We start from the raw sequence: 20,217 nt of genomic DNA on the forward strand, positions 1-20,217 counted from the left end.
CCAGAACTCGACTACATATACTCATCGGAGGCCGTCTAGGCACGGCGTAAGGCGTCGATGTGTGCTACGTCGGCCAAGGTTGAGGAAAATGTGCGAAAGCCAATATCAGCGGATACCGTAGAAATGCCCCTGAAGAAGATTAGCTGGTTAGATCGAGTTGCAGGATTCTTGAAATAAGGGTACGCGTCAGGCGGACACACCTTTCTGAATGCGCCGGCGTCCTGACTGCACTTGACGCGCTCATAACCATAAGGCCGGTGGCACATGCGGCAGTTCAAATGTTGGATTCCCGCAACCGGCGATCAAACCCGTACCGTGTTCAAAACACTCAGTTCACACGGTGGCGGTGGGTTTAACAAACTGCGTATCGAAGATCAGAAAGGTGCGGTAAAAATCTTTCTGTATGCCCAGCGCGACTGGGACGAAAACATCGAACACTACTAAATAATCCGCGTCGGCAACGAGCGGCATTACACCATTGAGAAGAACACTTACACCGAGCTGAAGGCTGAAGAGCGCTGCATATTATCGGAATCGGATTGAAACAGTTGAGTCGTTTGATAGGCGATAAAGGTTGTAGCTGTACATTATGTTTTTCAGTTAAACAAAAAATAAAGGCACGGGAAAATCCGTGCCTTTATATTAGTTGATTCCGACAGGATGATCATTTTTATCATAGCAAATTGGATACTCGCAGTGTCCGCCTGCGTTGAGAACTTCTAGTTCGTAGACAGCTGGCAGGTATTGCTTAAGCTCCTCCTTGAGCACTTTCTCACCGTTGATGGTGCATTCATCGTCTGCGCGCGGGTTGCACCAGGCTTCCTTTACGTCGATTGTTTTGGTGGGTTTTGTCATGGGTGTCTTTTTGACCTGTGGTTCATCATCGATTGATAGGCCACTCGTTGCATTCGCATCCAGTGAGTAGGCAGCAATAGAGTCTTTTAAACTCGCATTACTAATGCCGTGATCAAGTAAAAAGTTCTGAAGTATTGTCCGGGATTGAGCGTAAGTAACTTGTTTCCCCTTTTTATTTGGTCCACCATCCATGCGATAGGCAATCGGATAACCATCCTCACTTTCATAGATGTAATAGTAAATGGAGAGACTAAAACTGAGGTCTTGGCCGTACATGCCATAGATACCTGAACCATTGGATGCACGGCAAGTGCCTCGTACGCATTTACCGCTGATGTGGTTGCTGAAGGTGACGTTGCGCTGTTGCTGTGCATTCCATTGAGTGATATTTCTTGGAATGCTATACCAGGTGCAACGGTAGAATTTTGCCCCGTACTGGTTTTTGGCCTCTGCGCACGGAATGGCATAAGGTAAATCGTTCATATTTTGTTCATTGGGTAGCATGGGTGGATACATGTACCCGTAGTCAACTTCGGCTTGTGCGTTCAATGAAAGTGCAAGCGCCAAGCAGCATGCTGCTTTGAGTGCAACTGATTTATATTCACTGTCTTAAACTCAGTGTGGGAGGAAGGAAGCGATTGGATTCTTTTGTAAGTTATTTATGAATGACTTTCTGTGTTAAATCGGCGATAGGTGTTTAGGGATGTCGTCAGCATTTAACGTGCCGACAATCTGTATTTCATTTTTGCTTGTTGTTTTTGCAAATAGGAGGCTCCCGTATTCGGGGCTCCATGATTGCCTGTGTTCGCTGAATTTTATTATATCTTTCATGCAGGTGTTGTGGGTCATCACTATAAGATTTCTGCCGGAGTTTTTGTGTTTGAGTAGCTTATCCACGATGTCGTTTCCGCAAATGGCCTCTCTATCGGATAGCAGGCTCGCTTTGCCTAGCATGAAGTCGGATGTTTGAACTGTTCTAGTCATTGGGCTAGTGAAAATAACAGCATCGTCAAAATCAAAGAGTGCTTTTAAATGAATACCTGTTTCTTCTGCTCTCTCGCTTCCAAGAGCTGTGATTCCTTCGTCTGGGTCTAAGCAGGGGTTGTTTGAGCGATCATAGCGCTCTTCGTGCCTTATTAACAAAATAACGTTCCCACCTTTCCAGTATTCAGAAAGTCCAGAGTCGATTAGTTTTTTATGTGTGTCTAAAACTTCTACGGTGTTTCTTGTAAAAGCCTCGTAAGCAAAAAATGTTGCGCTTATAAAACCAGTACTTAGTAGTATTTTTTGTAGACTGATATTTACCATTTGGGATGTCCAATATTTTAATTCTTATTGGTTGCGGTCGGTATTCATAGACTTTTTGAGCGTGAGTGCGAGCGCGGGCTGACTGTGTTGATTGCTATTTTTTGTAGATGACTTTCAGTTTTTTATTGACGTAGTCTTTTATGATTTCGTAGTCGGGATTGTAGGTGGCTAGAGTGTGGCCAGTACTGGCGACGGTAGCCGCAGCGGCTAAGACGACGCCAACAGGTAGAGATGCAGCTCCAATTACAGCGCCCAATATACCGCCTTGAGCGATAGCGCCTTTCACGTCGCTTTTGATTCGACACTTCAGCCCCTGGCTTTCAATCTTGGTTTCGACAAGTTTGATACCTGGTATGAAGTTGCCTCTAAGGCCATGGACCTCGAAGGATGTTTTGCTTCTCACGAGATCTTCAATCTGGGATTCGTCCAGGCCTTTTATGACATTCATGGTTTTTCTGAGCTCCTTGCAAGAGGTGGTAGTTAAAAGAAGGGTTGGATATCAACCTTTTGGGGTGAGTTTCGGCCTTTAAGGTCCTTCATGTCAACGGGTTGATGGTCAACCATCCAGGTTGGACTGGAGGGTGGCATGTCAAAAACCAAATCAAATCAGCTGGCAGAACTCGTTGGGCAGGCGATTGCCCGCCAGCGCGTTCGTTGCAAACTGAACCAGGAGCAGGTTGCGGAAAAGCTTGGAATTGGAAGCGAGGCTGTATCCCGTATCGAGCGCGGTATCGTCATGCCTAACATCGAGCGCTTGGTTGAGTTGGCGGCAGTTTTTGGCTGTGAGACCGCTGACTTGCTGACTGAAGGGAGTTCTCGCCCAGAGGACCAGGCGCGCAGGCTTTATGGTTTACTCTCCAGACTTGGGACGCATGACCGCGACTTTGTCCTGGACATGGTGGAGCGTCTTGTTACCAGACTTGATCGCGGCTGATTGGCCCCGTCATGAGGGTCCCAGAGCTCTTGCCTCGCCGATGTCCTCAGCACAGGCAGGTTTGACTTAGTTGGCCTGCGAAGCGAGAGATTCCAACTTGTCCGCAAGGCAGTTGGGTGTTGGCAACGACTCACCTTGGATTTTGGTGCTAGCGGTCTCCATGTTTCCAAAGAACTCCTCGATTACGACGTGACTGTCCTCCTCGCTTTCTTCGAAGGCGCGATTGCTGAAACCCCGGCGAGCGGCGTCATCCAGAGCCGTCTGGTCGAAACCAACTGCTATGCGTTGTGTATCAAGTTCGCTCGCCTTTTGTAGTGCTTCGGTCATGTCCATGCCACTACGTACCGTGAGGTCGACGTAAAAGATCGGCGTACCGTGGCTCTGGCGGGTGGATTTGCCGCGTAGACGCAGCTCCAGCGGTATGCAGGCCAGTCGACGGCCTGAGATTGCTTGGAAGTAATGCAGACGAGCGGCCAGGGTGCGAATGCTATTGAAACCGGTGGTGCGGAACACAAAGCTACCCAGCGAATCGTCATCGCCAATGACCACATTCAGTCGGCCATAAGGCTTACAGGCCCCTCCTTTGGCCAGTAGGCAAACATCCGGCGAAGGGCAGGGCAGCGACTGCATGCCGTCCTGGGTCATGCGTTTGCAGGTTTCACCGTTACCGACACACAGCGGGCGGCCGGATTGCCGGTCGAACAGGGTGTAGTCGGCCCGAAAATTCAGCTCCGGCTCGTTGAACAATAGACGTACTGGAATGCTGCGCAGCTTGTCCTCCTTACCCTGGCGCAGTTCATCGTTAAGTGGGTGCAGTAACCAGCCATCCCTGCTTTGCACCTGTGAGGTGATGGTGAATTGATCGTCTTTTTCCGGTAGGCGCTTACCGTTTTTCTCGACGATTTTACCAATGGAAATACGTCCGAGCACGGGCGGTGAAATGACCAGGCCTTTGAGCATGGTGGTTCTCCTTGGAAGTGAAAATGGCCACCCGAAAACTGAATCGCGTAAGGATGGCCAGAGAGGAAGAAAGATCAGTTGATAAGGACGCGGCGGCTGCCTTCCTTGCGCTTGCTGAAGCGGACTTGCAGATAGGGCTTCTCCTTCAGCAGGCGCTCGACATCCAGCACTGTGCTGTCTTTGGAGCGTTTCCAGCTGATAAAGCCATTGCTGAACTGCGCACGTGTGGCTTCGCCCATGGCTTGCAGCAGGATCTGTTTCAGTTGAGATTCGCGGCTTTCTTTTGCCGTAATGGACTGCCGAACAGCTTTGAGCTCCAAGTAGGTCGCGGCCAATCCAGCATTGGCGCTGAAGTCCACGGTTCGGCCGTTGTCCTGAGGGTAGAGGCAACGCAGTGCCGCTTCAGATGAGGCGCTGCCATCGACCGGAGGCGGGGTGTCGGTTTGTACGTATTGCCAGAACTTGCGTTCCAGTTCGATCAGGCGAGCAATCATCTGCTCGTCCCGTTCGATGCGGTAAATCTCTAAATGCTGGCCACCAAGCAGAACTGCAACATCAGCCGCCTGCTTGCCGGTGACAGCTAACTGGTGCATGACCTGCAATTGCACATACTCAGGCACGCCTTCTTTCCAGAGGCGTGCTCCGTTTATGCCGGCAGTCTTGCATTCAAGGATTTGTACATCATCGGCACCGGTCACTTCTCGGTCGATGTTGGCGAGCATCCAGGGCAGTTCTGGGTCAGGGTGCTGTAGCACGGCGTTTATTCGTCGCACCTTCTTACCGGTGCGTTTGCTGTAATGCCAGGCCACGATGGGCTCCAGCACATTGCCCCAATAGGCAGGGCTTTCCTCATCATGAGGGTCTATTTTCGGTAATGTAGCGTCCCGGCCCGTCTTTTCAAGCCACAACTCCAGCTGCGATTTATACGGGTTCAGGCCAACCGCTGCGCCTGCGTCTGAGCTGCCAATGCCTTGTTTGCGCACGGTGAGCCAGTCTTCACGGGGCAGTTCTTTGGTGCCGATTAAACGAAGGGCTGGACGGCTCTTGTAAGCATTTTCATTTCTAGGAATCGCTTTCATGAGAGATACCTTGCGGACATAAAAATGCCCGTTGAGCTGGATGCTGAACGGGCGTTATGGTTGAAGGGGAGAAGGCATTTCACGCCGCGAGTTGCAGGGCCGCCTCCAATGCCCGTTGCTTGATTTGCGCCCCCTGGCCGAACCAGGCGGAGTCCATGCGGTACTCGTTGCTACGTGCTCTGCGCTCGTGATCGACATACTCGGTCACGGCGTTGAGCAGACCCCAGGCAGTGCCCTGTGACGACTCAAGCGTTGCGCCACGCCCACGTCCTTCGTACAGGCTTTGTACTTTGCGCAGGGCACGTTCGTTGGGGAGGACTTCAGCTAGTTTGCTATTGGGCGTTACTTCACACAGCACGGACATGAAGAATCCCATAGCCTCGTGCCACTGGACTTTACGCTCGGCCAGCACGCGCATGCGATACATGAACTCGTCCCATTGCGAGACTGCTACACCCAATTGCTTTTTGACGACCCGAGCATCGAAGCGGGTGCTGTGCGGCACCTTGATGGCGCGTGTGGTGCCATCCAGGGCGATGGTCAAAGTGTTGTTGCAGACCACGCGAACGCTGGTCGGCGTGGCCGTGGTGGCGAGCGTGCCGTCACAGGAGGTCGCCAGCAACAAATAGCCATTGACCTGATCATTGCCCTTCAATGCGGTGTTTTGTCCCGTTCGCGCTAGCGCCCAGAACTTACGACCGCCTTTGAGCACTCCAGCGGTTTCCAGCTCATAGCCGGACACTTCAGTCAGGTCTCGGTAGAACTCCATCACCTCACGCGGCTGAACTATTTGATAGCGGTTGGAAACCACCGACAGCGGTGCCTTGGTGTCGGAACGGTACAGCACCTTTTGTTCCGGGAATGAGTGAATGCTGCCCATATGGCCGATAGCATCGGCCTTGAAGTGAACCGGGCTTTCCTGGATCTGCCAGTCCATACCGGCTTCACGCTGCCAGATTTCAATAGGTTGTTTTTGAGTCAGCTGACTGCCGAGGCCATGCCACGGAGTTGCACCAGCGTAAGCCATTTGTTCGATTTGATGAGCCATGATTATGATTCCTTAGGGGGCGAGCCGGCATAAAGGCCACGCATCGCGTGGCCCTGTCCGAACGTATTAAAAGAGAGAAGTGGGAAATGGTTTAAGCAGGGAGGTTAAAGCGATGCCCACAGATCAGGCAGAGGTTGTGGGCGAGTACATGACGGTCAAGCTTGTCGCCCAGTTGAGCGCCGAATGCACAGCCGCCAGCGCCGCCAACAAGCCCGCCGAGAATCGCGCCAGAAACGGCTTCGAGAGCGACGCCGAAGGGACCGGCAACTGCGCCGACGGTGGCACCCGCTTGACTGCCGGCTAATGCTGCACTGACACCGCGTGCTGCGCCGCCGACCGTACCGAGTGCAGCTGCAATTTTCATGGCTTGGTGAAAGGAAGCGATTTTGGGTGAGTTACAGCGAGGGCACTGCAATGACATGGTTTGAGGCTCCATGGTGGGGTGTCATAGCAGTGATGTAGGGTTAAGTTTTTTTCGAATCGAATATGCATTTATGATGCGTGATTTGATCGGTGCAGCAGAAGTCGGCCCAGGCTGTGTAAAAACTGAGGCGCCGTTTTATGAATATTGTGTTTTTGGGGCTACCCCCCCCCCCCGGGACCGATACGTTAAAGGGCGGCTAATTGCCGCCTGCTGGATATTCCAGTAGAGGACTTATCGGGATAGCGCCGAGTACGCTTGCTTAACCGTTACCCTAATCGATGGTGAAAACCCTTTGGTAATGGCATTGCAGTGCCGCCAGCATGGCAGCCTGATGAGCATCGGCCGCGACCTCTCCCCACGTTTCCTTCGAATAGATCAAGTCCATTTTCAGGGAGTCAGGCCGCTTCTCGTACGCCCGTTTGTTGAGGAATCGCTGGCGCTTTTCGTTGTAGGGCAGATTACCGTACTCCGAGTTGATACTGCGCGAGACAAGCGCGAGATTGCCAAAGCGGTCCAACCAATCCCGCGAGACCGTGTTGGTATCGATCGCCTGTGGGGTCTGCGGCGAAATATGCTCTACCGAGTTCTTCGCGGTGAAGCGGAAATTGCCCCAGAACTCATTATCACGTTGCTGTTCATACCAAAGCACGAAGTCCAGTTTATAGAACCAGTAATGCGCAAATCTGACGCCATGGTCCTCAGTCAGCACAGCTTCGAACTGCAGCGCCGAAGCGGTACGCCAGGGATCGTCCATAAACCGGCGGCTACGTACGACCAGCGATGCATCCGTCACTTCTCCAAGCAGCTGGTTATCCAGATGGCATAGGAAGCCGAAGTACCGCTCGATTTCACCGCCACCACCCCGCACGGTGTGCGCATGCTTGTGGATAAAGTACAGGAAGGGGGTCAGCCAGTAATGGGTGGTGATTTCCTGCGAGTGATACAGCATGCTCTGCAGCAACGATAGGCCCTGGTGCACGGCATTGTCGCGACTGCGATTGATGTAACGCTTGTCTTCACTGGCGGAAATCGAGGTGTGGCAGACCTGATGGATTTCGTCATCGCCCTGATCGATCCACTTGATCACATACTCGTCCCACAGCACACGCATGCGCCAGAGCAGATCAATGAACCCTTGCGCCCTTGCCACACGCTGCGCCGAATCCGCTGGCGTTAGCAAGTGAGCTTCAAATAGGGCGAGCAGATGCCGATCCATCACACGCGGCAGATCTGCTTGCCCTTGCTCCTTCAGCCATATACGCAACACATGCAGCAAGAAGAGTGGAAAGCCGATGATGCTCCGCGCCCAGGGGGCTTCTCCGTCATCCTCCGTGATAGCTGCCGAAGCCGCGCCGATATCGGTAACAGAGCCGTCAACGATGGCCTGCAAGGTTAGGCGGTCGTAGCCATCCGCTTGCGCGGAGTGCGTCTTTCGATCGAGCAGCCCGTGCACGGCGCCTGCATGGAGCAGTTGCCCCTTGTTATAGAGATCCCCCAGTCGGTGCGCCTCCAGCTGGGTTTCCAGACACAGATTGCGCTCGACAAAGCCACTCATGTCGGCACAGGCATTCCATAATGCCGCGAAACGGAAACGGCTTTCCGCGGGGATGTCCTGCAGCAACCTAGCCTTGAGAATCTCGTGATGCTGTAGCTGGATACCACGGTTGTTGATGACTTCGAACAGCTTGTTCAGGTCCATGCCCTCAGGCACCTTCGTGAGCACCAGGGATACATTGCGATACACGAAGCCGGCCAGCGCCTTGAGATATTCATCATCGACAGGCCCGCCGTCAGCACGCTTGTATGTCTGCGCGAAGGAGGCCATCAATTGCTGAGCCTCTCTCATACTCTGAGTATCGATGATTTCGCTGCTCGTCGCTTTTCCCCCCGGCATCATGCTGGCAAGGAAGTCGTTCACCTGCTCCCGGATGGAGAAGTGCAGACGCGGAATCGTCCCTTCCTTCAGCACAACCCTACTGAAGTCCTCCATCACCTGGCTCCATACCGGCACCGTGCTGAGCATCCACAACGTGGTGAAACGCTGCTGGCCGTCGATCAGGTCGAAGCGGCGCACGCCCTGAATGCGATCGTCATTGATAGTTTTTTCCACCAACAGCGTGCCGCCCAGGAAGAACTGCGTGTCTCCTCGATCGAAAGCATTGGCTATGTCTGTCAGCAGTGTTTTGATCTGCTCATCACCCCACACATACAGGCGCTGGTAAATCGGCACATTGAAACACCACGCAGCGTCTTTCCTGTTGGCCAGCTGTTGTAGAGTGCAGAGGCCGGAATCAATGCTCATGGCGAGCTCCATGGGAGGCTTTAAGAAACAGCTCAAGCCATTGTGATTTGTCCGCAAGGTTGCGGCATTCAGGATCCGCCTGCACCTTGTAGAACGCCAGAACAGCCCGTTTGTATCGACCTTGCACACCATTCCCCACTTCAATCGTTTCATCGGCATACAACGATGCCACGGCCTGTTGGCGTTTTTGCAGAAAGTCCAACACCTGTTTCGGATGGTAGCTTTGTGCGATCACATCCAGCAGGTTTAGCTCGGCCAACCTGAAGAAGTTGGCGGCGGTTTCCTGCTTGACCTGTTTTTTCTCCAGGCGAATTGCGCCCAGCAGAAACTCCAGGCGTAAGGCAAACGCGGTCAGTTGCTCGACTTCGAACTGATCCATGTACACCAGGCTGCAGAGCATGAAAATTTCGCGCAGATACTCTTGGTTGTTGCACAGCAGCTGTCGATATATCGCGCGGAAAAAACTCACCTGTGCGCAGGGCACAGCATCGTTCATCAGCCTCTGCAGCAGGGCGGCATACTTGTCTGCGTAGAGAAAGAAGCCCACGCCCTCATGAATGGGCTGGCGCAGTGCCATCGGCAAGTTCGCGGGGTTGTGGCTGATGCGCAGTTGACTGCCGTGCAGTACGTGCTCTCCGTCGCCCGTCAGCGTCAACGCAGTTGCCAGCCGATTGTGTCGGGTGGCGTAGAGCGGCACGCTGTCGACGCTGCTGCGGCTGTCCGCAACGTGGTTCCATGTGTCGCACTGGAACTCGGTCAGCAGCGTCTCGTGTCTGCCCGCTGGAGTTTGCGCACCGCGCCAACGCCGCGCACGCCAGAGAAAACGATTGAACAGGTTGGGGGCAAAATCATGGCCAGGCGATAGAATCGCGGGTTGACGTTGCAGCGCCTCCCAGCGCTCGGCGCAGTGCTGCTGCAGGGCTGTCTTCAGATGGCCCTCAGCGTCTGCGTGATCGATCGCACGCAGGTGATAGGCCTTGAGCAGGTCGGTGGCCCGCAGAGGCACGCCGCGATTGTTCTGGGTATCGAAAAAGGTAAAGGCAAGGTCGCTGCTGTCCACCTCGATCACCGTCAGACGAAGCTTTCCGATGATCTCCGGTGCAATCGGCTCTTGCTGCTTCAACGCTTGAATCCCTTCACGGATATGTCGTGCGGACTGCCCCGAATAGCTGAGCACCTGGCCCGCTGGCAGTGCACCGGTCGCGCGGTGATACAGCAGCGACAACGCCGTGATGCGCTGCTGACCGTCGATGATGAACCTTCTCGATTGGTGCACATCGCGATGCAGCAATACCGCGCCAATGTAGTATGGTAAGGTTTTGTCCGGCTGGCCTGCGAACTCTGCGAGATCACTGGTCAGTTGCAACAGCTTGTCCGGGCCCCACACGAAGCCGCGCTGATAACTGTCCAGTGCCAATGGCCAACCTAGCTTTAGCAGATCGTCGAATGCCAGGGTGCTGACCCGGACAGGAGATTCACGCGTCATTTATCGGCTCCCCTGCTCAGCTCTCTTCCCAGCGTTTGCGCAACGTCCTGATCCGGGCATCCCCCCGCAGCGCACGCCGATCCGGTCCACAGAGCGCGACCGAACCTTCCGGTAGACCGAAGACTTCCTCGATGGCTTCCCGAATGCTGCTGACCCTCGCATCCGAACGTGCGGCGCGGTAGCGGGCCGCCCTTCGCTCGGCAGTGGCCAAGGCTTGGTCTTCACCCTCCTCATCTTCGGGGACTTGTTCCTCGACATCCCAGTCCTCTTCATCCTCCTTGATAGGTTCCAGTTCATCATCTGCCTCTTCGGCCTCAGCCGTCAGATCAGCCAGGGCCCGACCATTGGAATACCAAGTGCTGGCGTCCTCCTGCTCCCATACCAGCCCATCCTCGACATGAAAGGTGCGAAGGGCTGTGGATGACGAAACGTAATCGCTCAGCCGCGACTTCACCGCTGGCAACCGTTCGAAGCCATCGCCCAAGGCCACTAGAACCTTCTTGGGGCCTGCAACCAGAAGGAATTCAGACCAGCTCGGCTCACGAAAATTGACGCTGGGAGAGGCGTACATGTAGAGGGTTGCGCGAAGTGATGCGTCCTGTTCGGCTAACTGGGTCAGTACCTGCATCACAGTGCGGTAGATACTAAAGCCCGCATTTTCGACGGAGTGCGAGTCGACCTCGACAGTGGGCAATGGCGACCCTTTGTTGACGAACGAGAGCTCCGATACCGATTTCTTGATCATTGCATTCTTTCCTTGAACAGTTCGTGGGCGGGAACGGGCGCAGTTTGCGCCCAAAGTCCCCGCTTTTTCGCAGTCCCTCTGATTGAGGACGAAGATGTCATGCTCGACAGTGGCAAGTTAGGTGATGAGGATGAACAGCCAGCGGAATCACTTCGTTTGTGATCGCGTGATTGGAAAGTCCCACGACCTAAGAAACAACCGGATCAAGCATCACCCCATAGCGTTTCCGGGTTATCCAGCATCAGCAAAATAATCACCGGCACCAACTTGCCGAGAAGGTTTGAGCAGTCGCGCAGCTGATCCCGGTTCACACTGCTGTTCCAGGTTGCGCCCCCATGCATGACCTGGTTTCGCAATGTATAAATTCGATTGAACAGAACGCCGAGCACTGCTGGGGTATTGCGGTTGGCCAACGCTTGCTGCGCTGCTCGCCGACCGCTGGCAAAGCGCTCGGTCCACTGTTGCTCGGTGATCTTGCCGTTCCGGTAATCCCAGAAGCTCTGGAACACGTAGGGGTTGTCCAGCAACGCTCGAATGCTGCCGGAGAACGCGGACCAGACCAGATTATCTATCAGGTTGGCCGTGTCGAGCGCGCAGAGTTTGTCCAGGAACGCCTTGAACGTGGACTGCTCGTCAATATCGGTGGCGTAGGCCGAGTTGAAGGCGATCCACAGGAAGATAAAACGCCCATCGTCAGCTTGCTCGGCACGATTGAGCCAACTCAGCGTCCGATGAACACGCAAGGTGAGGTTGGGATGATGACTTTCACGTTCCTGTCGATGACGGGTCTTGAGTGCTTGATGGTCCATGGGGTGCCGATCCTTGAGGTCATGGGCAGTACGTCAACAGCAACAGATTGGGAGCGTCTGAAAACTTTACATATTTTTGATTAAACCCAGGCATGGGTAGAGAAGTTTCAATCGAGGGCCTGAGAACCTGCTCCATTTGTTTACCTGTACGGACAAACAACATGGACGGGGGCTGTGCTTTTGCTTAGGGTATGGCCATTCGATATTACCTGCAAGGTGGGCTGCATGAAGCGCGAACAGTTCCTGGCGCAACCTGAAGTTGAGTCCTTCATCGCATGGCTTGCCGCGAACTTGCCGACGTTAACTTTCAAGCTGCGCTTCAAGTCGAGCAAATTTGTGCCTGGCGGTTTAATGGCTGATGTCCAGGGGTTCGAGCAGGTTCTTGAGCAATATCGCTGGAAGGCAAGCTGGCAAGATACCAACCAAAGCTCGGTGGATTCACAAACCTGGACTGAAACCCAACGCTCCCTCGGGCAACTTCGCGAGTGGCTGACGAGTGCAGTCAACGTGGGTGATGAACAACAAGCGCTTCAGGCCTGTTTGCAGATTCTTCGTTGGGGTGGCGTGCGGGGTGCTATTCCGTTCTTGCATCGGCTAGCCGCAAAGGGCGATTTGTCGAGCTATCTACAAAAGATGGCCGGGCTCATGTCGCTTGACGGTGACAATGAGCTGAATGATCTCGACGCAAGCAGTGTCGAGCGTTTCGATGCTGGCCTGACCAAGATTCACGCCTTGCTTGATCCGTCGGGGTCACCCATCTATGACAGTCGCGTCGGCGCGGCGATAGGCATGCTGTATTCGCTGTTTCGCCAGCAATGGACGGGGAGCGGTAAACCCTTGCTGGCGTTCCCGTCCGGGGGGGCTCGTGGCAGTCAGATCCGCAACCCGGGAGCGTTCTTGAACGGACTGGCGGCGCCGCAGTTTTCGGCGATCGATTATGCAGCGTGGGCACGTTGGCAGGTGCGGTTGGGGTGGATTATTCGCGCCTTGCTCGAGCGTACCGGCTGGTTTGCCGAACAAGGGGCTCTGCCCGCGCGATGCCACGCTTTCGAAGCCAGCCTATTTATGCTCGGTTATGACCTGCGGTGCTTTGGTGTGACGCTGGCGACTGATCCGAAGGCAGCAGTGTCAGTGATTGATGCGCAGAAAAACGAACGTGAGGGCACTAGCTGGGTGCCTACCGGGCACCCCTTCAGTCAGGTCCTGAAGGATTATCTGGCCTTCCGCCGCAGCGGCGCGCTCGACAGTAAAGCGACCTTCGTTGCCTGGCAGGTAGCCAATCCACGCAATGAGCAACCGCCTACGCGCACTACCGCGATGGGCTACTGTTTCCCGTTTTCCATCCAGGAGTTCGACCTGTTCGGGCGGCCACTCGCAGAGCTTGAGCAAATCGTCACAGGCGGCAAGGACGGATTGTGTGCGGCATTGGCTACTAAGACATTAGAACCGTTCACGCTCGGTGATGAGCGTGAAAACGTGTGTTTGGTGGATGTATTGATCACGGGCAATGCGTATTTGCGAGCGACGACCGATAAGGAGCGCATTGACTACATCCTGAGCGCCGGATATGCCGGTACAGAGAACGCTGCAAGGACGCTGATGGCGGTGGGGCGCAATGTGGGCAAACACTTCGGCTTGCTCGATACAAAACATTTGCCGACGACCTTGTTCGAGCAGTTTTTCCGCGGATGCTCGCTCGACGCCTGACTCACACACGACATTCAATCAGCATGAAGCGTTCCTGGACGCTTCACCGGACTGGAAGCGACCATGCAAACCCGAAACGGAATTCAGTTGTACTCCGCCTCAGATATCTGCGGTTTTCTTGAGTGTCAGCACCTCACGGCGCTAGACCTGCAGAACCTTGTCATGCCAATGGAAAAAGCGCCGGCAAGCGATCAGAACCGTTTGATCCAGGACAAAGGTCTGGCCCATGAAGCAGCCTTTTTCGAACGCCTCAAAAGCGAATATGCCAACGTCGTCGACATTGCAGAGGGCAATCCGAGTTTCGCGCGCCGGGTGGAACTGACTATCCAGGCCATGAAGGCCGGCGCCGATATCATCTTCCAGGCGTCGCTTCAGGAAGGCGCCTTTATTGGCCATGCCGACTTCCTGCGCAAAGTGCCGCGGGCGTCGGCGCTGGGCGACCACAGCTATGAGGTGATCGACACCAAACTGGCGAAAACGGCCAAGGCCAAGTTCCTTGTACAGGTTGCGCTTTATTCACGAATGCTGATCTCGATCCAGGGTGTGCAGCCAACGTTTATGTATGTCGTACTCGGTGATGCTGCGCGTACCGAGCAGGCATTTCGGGTCGCTGACTACGCCGATTATCTGGAGCATGTGCTACAGCGTTTCGAAGCGTTCGTGAACAGTGCCGAGCGACCCGTTACTTACCCGGAGCCATGCGGGCATTGTGGGTTCTGCGCCTGGCGTGATCGCTGCGACGAACAACGACTGCATGATGATCACCTCTCGGCGGTAGCTGGTATTAGCCGTTCGCAAATCCAGAAGTTACAGAGTGCCGGCGTGACCACATTGCACCAGCTGGCGGACAGTACTGACGACCTGCGCATTCCAAAACTGCAGACAGAGTCATTGAGCAAGTTGCGGCATCAGGCGCGTTTGCAGTTCCAGGGGCGTTCCAGAGATGTCCCGCTATTCGAACTGCTTCCCGTGTCGGGTGAGCGACGTGGCTTTTATCGGATGCCCAAGGCGGTCGAGGGCGACCTGTTCTTCGACATGGAGGGCAATCCGCTGGAAGAGGGTGGCCTGGAATACCTCTTCGGTCTTTACATCGACGAGGCTGGGCAGCAAACCTTCAAACCCTTCTGGGCTCATACCCGAGAAGAAGAAAAGATCGCCTTCGAGCAGTTTATCGACTGGGTCATCGGCCATCTCAAGCGTTACCCAGACGCGCATATTTACCACTACGCCAGCTACGAAGAAACAGCTATTAAGCGACTGATGAGCCAACACGGGACGCGCGAAGCGCAAGTGGACTGGTTGCTGCGCAACGGCAAACTGATCGATCTGTACAAGGTCGTGCGCGAAGCTATCCGGGTGTCCGAGCCCAGCTACTCGATCAAGAATATCGAGCATTTTTACATGGGCCGGCGCGACGGCGACGTGACCAATGCTGGCGCGAGCATCGTGTTTTATGAGCGATGGAAAGAGACCGGCGAGTCGGCATTGCTTGAGCAAATCGAGCGTTATAACGAAGACGACGTGCTGTCCACTTACCTTTTGCGCAACTGGCTGCTGGAGATCAAGCCGTCAAATGCAGGCGCTTTTCTCGGGACTGAAGCCGAAAGCGAGAAGTCAGCCGTGGAGCAAAAGGAAGTCGAGATTCTTCTGGAGAATTATCGCGTTCGTCTGCTGGGTGGTCTGCAAGCCGACGAAGAGGCCATGAGTGACGAGGATCAGGTCACGTTGCTCACCTTCCAGCTACTCGACTTCCACCGCCGTGCAGAGAAGCCAACGTGGTGGCAGCTGTTCAGCCGACAGGACATGACAACCGAGGAGCTGCTGGAGGATATCGAGAGCCTGGCCGGTTTGCGGCGCACAAACACACCGCCTGAACCGAACAAGAAATCGTTTTTGTATGAGTACAGTTTCGACCCTCAAGAAACCAAGATGCGTACGGGTTCTCAGGGTGTCATCACCGAGTCCCTGGTCAGCGTACAGCTGGTTAATCTGGACCATGACAACGGTCTGGCGACATTCAAGGCTACCGAGAGAAATGCACCGCCTGATTACTTCGACATGATTCCCGGGAGGCCGATCCCGTCTACTTCGCTGCGCAAGGCGTTGTTCCGTTATGCCGACAGCCTCTTGGCCGGCGAACAGCGCTTCCAGGCGGTTGCAGACTTTCTACATCGTCGCGCTCCGCGGGTGAAGGGCATAAAGCCGGGTGCACCACTGCTTGATTCAAGCCTGCCGACGATTGATGCCATCAAGCAGGTGGTGCGAAACCTCGAGCACAGCGTGCTGTTTATTCAGGGGCCGCCTGGTGCAGGCAAGACCTACACCGGCTCGCACGTCATCGTTGATTTGCTCAAGGCGGGCAAGCGAATCGGCGTAACTTCCAATTCGCACCACGCCATCAATAACCTGCTGGCGGCGGTTGAATCTCGTGCACAAGAAGAGGGATTCACTTTCACGGGATTGAAAAAGTCCTCGGAGGGCGAAGGCACGGAGTTCACCGGCCGCTGCATCCGTTCCATCGAGGAAAAAAAGGAGTTCCTCGATGCGTGGGGGCCGAACATTAACTTGACCGCCGGCACCGCCTGGCTATTTGCCGACCCCGTCTTCACTGAGCAACTGGACTACCTCTTCATCGACGAGGCTGGTCAGGTGAGTGTGGCGAATCTGGTAACGATGGGCTTGGCTGCGCGAAACATCATCCTGATGGGCGACCAGATGCAATTGTCGCAGCCGGTGCAAGGTGTGCATCCGGGCCGCTCCGGGGATTCCATTCTCGACTACCTGCTGGATGGCACGCCCACCATCGCGCCTGATCGTGGGGTGTTCCTGGCGCAAACCTGGCGGATGCACCCCCGCGTTTGCTCGTTCATTTCGCAAGCTGTGTACGAAGGGCAACTTTCTTCGGCGCCATGTACCGAGCGGTGCGTGTTGTTACTCGATGGTAAACGGCCGCAAGTGCCGGACAGCGGGCTGATGTTCTGCCCGGTGGAGCACGATGGCAACAGCCAGAGTTCGGACGAAGAGGCAGCTCAGGTCCAGGCGCTTTATGCGTATTTTTCGCAGCAGCGGTTTATCGATAGCAACGGTGAGGAACACGCGATCGGTGTCGACAACATCCTGGTGGTGGCGCCCTATAATCTGCAGGTGCAAGTGCTCAAGCAAGTTCTGCCCGCTGGTGCTCGCGTGGGTACGGTGGATAAATTCCAGGGGCAGGAAGCAGAAATTGTCATCGTGTCGATGGCGACTTCTAACGAAAATTACCTTCCGCGCGACATCGGCTTTCTGTACTCGAAAAACCGCTTGAACGTGGCCGTCAGTCGCGCCAAATCCCTGGCTTGTATCGTCGCCAGCCCGGACCTGACCGCCGTGCGCTGTATGACGCCCCACGAGATGAGCCTGGTCAATGGTTTGTGCATGGCGGTCAGATACGGGACGACTGGCAATGCTGTCGTGCTGAGTGAGTAACGGCTCGAAGGGGCTTGTCATCGAATGCGGGACAGGGGAGGAAGTCATGCCATACACACCCGCTTTGCTTGCCCTGCTGCAGAAGACACTGGCCTCGACGAAATGTTGTGTTGACGACATGGTGGAGCTCGGCCTTGGGGACTGGCATGCAGCAGTGCTTCTCGACAACACGGAGTATCTGTCGTCGTTTGACCCTCTGACGTTCAATGACCGGGATCTTGCAGGAGACACTCCACTGGACATCGCCTACCGGCTCAATCGAATCGCCCTGATCGAGAAGCTGGAGGCTCTCGGTGCCGTGGGCGACAAGCAACTGCGGGAGTGGAAAGGTCTCGGCAGCTTCATGCCCCACGATAAATACATGCATCTGCCCGCCAGGCAGGGAAATGTAAAAACTCTCGAAACGCGTTTCCGGCTGGGCGGAAGTCTCAACCATCGTGATGTGGACGGAAATACGCCTGTCCATTGGCTCGCAGTCAACGGCTACTTCAAGGCTGTCAGGTACTTCACTGACAACTACAGGATGTTCGAACTTGATATCAACGCGAAGAACAACGAGGGCCATACCGCTCGAAATCTGGCCATCCTCAAGGGCCATCACGATATCGCGCAGCAACTGTTGATTCGGGAGATCGAAAACTGGATCAGCGCTGCGCGTATCTGGCACGAGATGTCGGCCGGGTGGGCGTGGATGTTGCCGAATCGAGCCGACTGACGGACAGCGATCGACTCGGAGCAACACACCATAACCAGAGGCTTGTGGATCAGTCATGCATGAGCCAGGGACGCAAATCCTTGAGGTTGGTTGCCACGATTTGCTGTGCTTCGGGGTTAGTAGCCTGGTGTCTCGGGTCGATCTGATAGCGTTGCAATACGTACTTTACCAGCGCCCTGCGACTTGGCACCACGAGCTGGCCATCAATCATGCCGAAGTCGGTTTCGATGATTGACTTCTGCGCCGCGTTCAATCCCCCATCGGCTGCAAAGATGACGGGGATCTCGGTATTCCAGTCTTCATCCAGCTCACGGGTGTTCTGCGATTCGTCGAGCAAATCCGGCTGACCGCGCAGGCGGCTGAGTACAAAGTCGCGGTATTGGCCATTCTTCTCGCAATAAGCCCGAACATGCCAACGCATACCGGTGTAGACCAGCGTGTGAGGGGCTATGAGGCGAATCTCCACGTTCGGAGTATTGAGCGACACATACTCGGTTTCCAGGCGCAGGCCATCGCGACAGGCCTTGAGCAATGGGCGCAGGACCTCCGGCCGAATCGGACGATCTGGGACTTCCAGCACCTTGGTGTGGGCGTAGGCCAGTGCGAGCCCATCAATGTGCGGAGCGCGTTCGTTATTCTGATAAAGCAGATGCAAATAGGCGCTGGCGCTGTCGTCGATGAACAGCGGCGTGAACGTCTTGCTGGGCACGTAGCCTTTTATTTTTTTGTCATATGTAAGATTTTTAGGCGCATGTTCTGTGATGTAGGTGTTGATGTCCTTGGACGCCTGCTGACGGCTGATGCCGAAGCTCTGTATCAAGTGTCCCGTGGTCAACCGGCCCTCCCACCAGGCAACGGTCTCAATCAAACGATAGCGAAGTGCCAGATTCCAGCGGACCTGTTCGATGGACTGCTTGCGTTTCATACCCTCTCCATGTGCGCGAATACTTTACCTGTATAAGTCTACATTCTAGACCTGTCGTTTAACACTACATATCGTGTGTCTGTCTTCGAAATGAATTGAAGTCACGAAAGGAAGTGGACATGAGTATGTCGGAAGCGGTTTCGACAGGTGCATTGCTGATGATGGGAGCAATCCTGCTGGTGTTACTGCATCAGTGTCTGAGATTGCGTGAGCTCTGGCAGATGGCTAGGGGCTGCCAAAAAAATGTGCGCTGGGCGCGGATCTGGGAAATGGAAAACCGCGAACTGCGTTCGGCGTTGCGAGCCGAGAAAGAGCACGTCAAGCAGTTGCAAAGAAAGCTGGTGATTCTGCAGGAATTGATCCCTGCAGAGGGATAAGGGAAAGGACATGAACAGACTTGAACGGATCAAGGGCTGCCTGCTTGGCGGCGCCGTCGGTGATGCGCTAGGCGCCCCAGTGGAGTTTCTCGAGTGGTCTGCAATTGAAGCTAAGTTCGGTCCACAAGGTATCGTTGATTTTGCCCCTGCTTTCGGTACCACCGGCGCCATCACCGACGACACGCAGATGATGCTTTTCACCGCAGAAGGCTTGCTGCGGGCTTATGTGTGCTGCAGCTCACGAGGGACTTGCCACGTCCCCAGCATTATTCACCATTCGTTGCTGCGCTGGCTGATAACCCAGGACTACCCTACGGCGATGCCGATCGGCGTGGACGGCTGGCTGATCAAGCAATCGGAGCTCTGGTCTCGGCGTGCCCCTGGCACTACTTGCCTAGGTGCACTCAAGGCCAGTCCGCGGCTGGGCGCAGTTGCCGAGAACAACAGCAAAGGCTGTGGCGCCTTGATGCGCGTTGCGCCCTGCGCCTTCTTTGCAAACGCCTTTGACTACGCTGTCCAGTCAGGGCGCCTGACTCACGGACACCCTACGGGCTACCTGGCGGCCGGGTTGTTTGCCGATATTCTCCAGCGCATTGTCGATCGGCAAGACAGCCTGGAACACGCAGTCACTCAGAGCCTGGCCCAATATGGACAAGTGCCCGGCATGGAAGAAATACGGAGCCTCATTGAGCGCGTACTTTTCTTCTTTTACGAGGGCTACCAGCCCACTCCGCAACGAATAGGCGAGCTCGGTGGCGGATGGGTCGCCGAAGAAACGCTGGCTATCGGATTGTGGTGTGCCCTGGCAGCGCCTTCGTTCGAAGAAGGCGTAATCACGGCGGTGAATCACAGTGGCGATAGCGACAGTACCGGGCTCATCGCCGGGCACTTGTTGGGCGTTCAGTATGGTGCTGCAGCGATTCCTGCTCGGTGGTTCGAACAATTGGAGCTGCGCGAAGTGATTGTGCAAATCGCCGAGGACGTCGAGCGCATTCCGCGTGAGTACTGTGGGTATGACGGAGAGTTCGATCTGCAGATCGAGCTGGCGTATCCCGCTGGCTGAGAGCGCTGATGGAGA

18 protein-coding genes and 1 pseudogene are annotated in these 20,217 nt (G+C 55.0%); 7 read left to right on the forward strand and 12 right to left on the reverse strand.

Translation table 11 applies throughout. The features are described from left to right. Positions 1 to 300 precede the first annotated feature (300 nt). Positions 301 to 516: pseudogene (locus F0169_RS03335) on the forward strand (bacteriophage T4 gp5 trimerisation domain-containing protein); the annotation flags it as partial. Between the two features lie 126 nt (positions 517 to 642). Here F0169_RS03335 and F0169_RS03340 read toward each other — a convergent pair. From F0169_RS03340 to F0169_RS03350, 3 genes are all read right to left on the reverse strand, one after another. Beyond that, positions 643 to 1,338, reverse strand: a complete 696-nt coding sequence (locus tag F0169_RS03340) for a hypothetical protein (RefSeq protein WP_241679042.1) — start codon at positions 1,336 to 1,338, stop codon at positions 643 to 645. Positions 1,339 to 1,533: 195 nt separating this feature from the next. Further along, positions 1,534 to 2,163 (reverse strand): histidine phosphatase family protein, encoded by a 630-nt coding sequence (locus F0169_RS03345; RefSeq protein ID WP_152745537.1) that lies wholly within the window; start codon positions 2,161 to 2,163, stop codon positions 1,534 to 1,536. A gap of 94 nt (positions 2,164 to 2,257) precedes the next feature. Continuing rightward, positions 2,258 to 2,611 carry a hypothetical protein gene (locus F0169_RS03350; protein ID WP_152745539.1) on the reverse strand — a complete coding sequence of 118 codons (354 nt, stop codon included), beginning with the start codon at positions 2,609 to 2,611 and terminating at the stop codon, positions 2,258 to 2,260. A 138-nt stretch (positions 2,612 to 2,749) separates the two neighbouring features. Here F0169_RS03350 and F0169_RS03355 point away from each other — a divergent pair, with 138 nt between their 5' ends. Continuing rightward, entirely contained in the window at positions 2,750 to 3,097 is a 348-nt protein-coding gene (locus F0169_RS03355; RefSeq protein WP_152745541.1) for a helix-turn-helix domain-containing protein, read from the forward strand. A 66-nt stretch (positions 3,098 to 3,163) separates the two neighbouring features. Here the strand turns inward: F0169_RS03355 and F0169_RS03360 are convergent, their stop codons facing one another. From F0169_RS03360 to F0169_RS03395, 8 genes are all read right to left on the reverse strand, one after another. Continuing rightward, the gene (locus F0169_RS03360; RefSeq protein ID WP_152745543.1) at positions 3,164 to 4,057 is read right to left on the reverse strand and encodes a recombination directionality factor; all 894 of its coding nucleotides are present in this window, start codon (positions 4,055 to 4,057) and stop codon (positions 3,164 to 3,166) included. A 74-nt stretch (positions 4,058 to 4,131) separates the two neighbouring features. Then, a complete protein-coding gene (locus F0169_RS03365; RefSeq protein WP_152745545.1) occupies positions 4,132 to 5,136 on the reverse strand; it encodes a YqaJ viral recombinase family nuclease in 1,005 nt (334 codons plus the stop codon). A 79-nt stretch (positions 5,137 to 5,215) separates the two neighbouring features. Beyond that, positions 5,216 to 6,184, reverse strand: coding sequence for a DUF932 domain-containing protein (locus F0169_RS03370; protein ID WP_152745547.1), 969 nt, complete (start codon positions 6,182 to 6,184; stop codon positions 5,216 to 5,218). A gap of 91 nt (positions 6,185 to 6,275) precedes the next feature. Further along, positions 6,276 to 6,605 (reverse strand): hypothetical protein, encoded by a 330-nt coding sequence (locus F0169_RS27670; RefSeq protein ID WP_152745549.1) that lies wholly within the window; start codon positions 6,603 to 6,605, stop codon positions 6,276 to 6,278. Between the two features lie 274 nt (positions 6,606 to 6,879). Beyond that, entirely contained in the window at positions 6,880 to 8,910 is a 2,031-nt protein-coding gene (locus F0169_RS03380) for a DUF262 domain-containing protein (RefSeq protein ID WP_172979316.1), read from the reverse strand. Further along, positions 8,900 to 10,396: a DUF262 domain-containing protein gene (locus tag F0169_RS03385; RefSeq protein ID WP_152745553.1), complete on the reverse strand. Its 1,497-nt coding sequence runs from the start codon at positions 10,394 to 10,396 to the stop codon at positions 8,900 to 8,902. Before F0169_RS03385 ends, F0169_RS03380 begins: the two co-directional genes overlap by 11 nt. Positions 10,397 to 10,412: 16 nt before the next feature. Further along, on the reverse strand, positions 10,413 to 11,141 hold the full coding sequence (locus F0169_RS03390; protein WP_152745556.1) for a hypothetical protein: 729 nt from the start codon (positions 11,139 to 11,141) through the stop codon (positions 10,413 to 10,415). A 203-nt stretch (positions 11,142 to 11,344) separates the two neighbouring features. Next, positions 11,345 to 11,950 carry a HEPN domain-containing protein gene (locus F0169_RS03395; protein WP_152745558.1) on the reverse strand — a complete coding sequence of 202 codons (606 nt, stop codon included), beginning with the start codon at positions 11,948 to 11,950 and terminating at the stop codon, positions 11,345 to 11,347. A gap of 225 nt (positions 11,951 to 12,175) precedes the next feature. Here F0169_RS03395 and F0169_RS03400 point away from each other — a divergent pair, with 225 nt between their 5' ends. From F0169_RS03400 to F0169_RS03410, 3 genes are all read left to right on the forward strand, one after another. Further along, complete coding sequence (locus tag F0169_RS03400) at positions 12,176 to 13,657, forward strand: hypothetical protein (protein ID WP_152745560.1); 1,482 nt, start codon at positions 12,176 to 12,178, stop codon at positions 13,655 to 13,657. Between the two features lie 63 nt (positions 13,658 to 13,720). Next, on the forward strand, positions 13,721 to 17,122 hold the full coding sequence (locus F0169_RS03405; protein WP_152745562.1) for a TM0106 family RecB-like putative nuclease: 3,402 nt from the start codon (positions 13,721 to 13,723) through the stop codon (positions 17,120 to 17,122). Between the two features lie 46 nt (positions 17,123 to 17,168). Further along, positions 17,169 to 17,837, forward strand: coding sequence for an ankyrin repeat domain-containing protein (locus tag F0169_RS03410; RefSeq protein WP_152745564.1), 669 nt, complete (start codon positions 17,169 to 17,171; stop codon positions 17,835 to 17,837). Positions 17,838 to 17,886: 49 nt separating this feature from the next. Here F0169_RS03410 and F0169_RS03415 read toward each other — a convergent pair whose 3' ends face one another. After that, positions 17,887 to 18,762 carry a BrxR family helix-turn-helix transcriptional regulator gene (locus F0169_RS03415; protein ID WP_152745566.1) on the reverse strand — a complete coding sequence of 292 codons (876 nt, stop codon included), beginning with the start codon at positions 18,760 to 18,762 and terminating at the stop codon, positions 17,887 to 17,889. Between the two features lie 119 nt (positions 18,763 to 18,881). On the opposite strand from F0169_RS03415, the gene F0169_RS03420 reads away from it, so the two are divergent. Further along, positions 18,882 to 19,139, forward strand: coding sequence for a hypothetical protein (locus F0169_RS03420; RefSeq protein WP_054990308.1), 258 nt, complete (start codon positions 18,882 to 18,884; stop codon positions 19,137 to 19,139). A gap of 10 nt (positions 19,140 to 19,149) precedes the next feature. Beyond that, on the forward strand, positions 19,150 to 20,202 hold the full coding sequence (locus F0169_RS03425) for an ADP-ribosylglycohydrolase family protein (protein WP_152745568.1): 1,053 nt from the start codon (positions 19,150 to 19,152) through the stop codon (positions 20,200 to 20,202). Positions 20,203 to 20,217 lie beyond the last annotated feature (15 nt).

It is taken from the genome of Pseudomonas kitaguniensis (assembly GCF_009296165.1).
Lineage (GTDB): Bacteria > Pseudomonadota > Gammaproteobacteria > Pseudomonadales > Pseudomonadaceae > Aquipseudomonas > Aquipseudomonas kitaguniensis.

What these genes read in the sequence shown, in the direction of transcription:
- F0169_RS03385 (WP_152745553.1), bottom strand. Translation starts at nt 10,396, where the DNA reads ATGACGCGTGAATCTCCTGTCCGGGTCAGCACCCTGGCATTCGACGAT.
- F0169_RS03370 (WP_152745547.1), bottom strand. Translation starts at nt 6,184, where the DNA reads ATGGCTCATCAAATCGAACAAATGGCTTACGCTGGTGCAACTCCGTGG.
- F0169_RS03360 (WP_152745543.1), bottom strand. Translation starts at nt 4,057, where the DNA reads ATGCTCAAAGGCCTGGTCATTTCACCGCCCGTGCTCGGACGTATTTCC.
- F0169_RS03405 (WP_152745562.1), top strand. Translation starts at nt 13,721, where the DNA reads ATGCAAACCCGAAACGGAATTCAGTTGTACTCCGCCTCAGATATCTGC.
- F0169_RS03390 (WP_152745556.1), bottom strand. Translation starts at nt 11,141, where the DNA reads ATGATCAAGAAATCGGTATCGGAGCTCTCGTTCGTCAACAAAGGGTCG.
- F0169_RS03420 (WP_054990308.1), top strand. Translation starts at nt 18,882, where the DNA reads ATGAGTATGTCGGAAGCGGTTTCGACAGGTGCATTGCTGATGATGGGA.
- F0169_RS03415 (WP_152745566.1), bottom strand. Translation starts at nt 18,762, where the DNA reads ATGAAACGCAAGCAGTCCATCGAACAGGTCCGCTGGAATCTGGCACTT.
- F0169_RS03340 (WP_241679042.1), bottom strand. Translation starts at nt 1,338, where the DNA reads ATGAACGATTTACCTTATGCCATTCCGTGCGCAGAGGCCAAAAACCAG.
- F0169_RS03355 (WP_152745541.1), top strand. Translation starts at nt 2,750, where the DNA reads ATGTCAAAAACCAAATCAAATCAGCTGGCAGAACTCGTTGGGCAGGCG.
- F0169_RS03400 (WP_152745560.1), top strand. Translation starts at nt 12,176, where the DNA reads ATGAAGCGCGAACAGTTCCTGGCGCAACCTGAAGTTGAGTCCTTCATC.
- F0169_RS03395 (WP_152745558.1), bottom strand. Translation starts at nt 11,950, where the DNA reads ATGGACCATCAAGCACTCAAGACCCGTCATCGACAGGAACGTGAAAGT.
- F0169_RS03345 (WP_152745537.1), bottom strand. Translation starts at nt 2,163, where the DNA reads ATGGTAAATATCAGTCTACAAAAAATACTACTAAGTACTGGTTTTATA.
- F0169_RS27670 (WP_152745549.1), bottom strand. Translation starts at nt 6,605, where the DNA reads ATGTCATTGCAGTGCCCTCGCTGTAACTCACCCAAAATCGCTTCCTTT.
- F0169_RS03365 (WP_152745545.1), bottom strand. Translation starts at nt 5,136, where the DNA reads ATGAAAGCGATTCCTAGAAATGAAAATGCTTACAAGAGCCGTCCAGCC.
- F0169_RS03350 (WP_152745539.1), bottom strand. Translation starts at nt 2,611, where the DNA reads ATGAATGTCATAAAAGGCCTGGACGAATCCCAGATTGAAGATCTCGTG.
- F0169_RS03425 (WP_152745568.1), top strand. Translation starts at nt 19,150, where the DNA reads ATGAACAGACTTGAACGGATCAAGGGCTGCCTGCTTGGCGGCGCCGTC.
- F0169_RS03380 (WP_172979316.1), bottom strand. Translation starts at nt 8,910, where the DNA reads ATGAGCATTGATTCCGGCCTCTGCACTCTACAACAGCTGGCCAACAGG.
- F0169_RS03410 (WP_152745564.1), top strand. Translation starts at nt 17,169, where the DNA reads ATGCCATACACACCCGCTTTGCTTGCCCTGCTGCAGAAGACACTGGCC.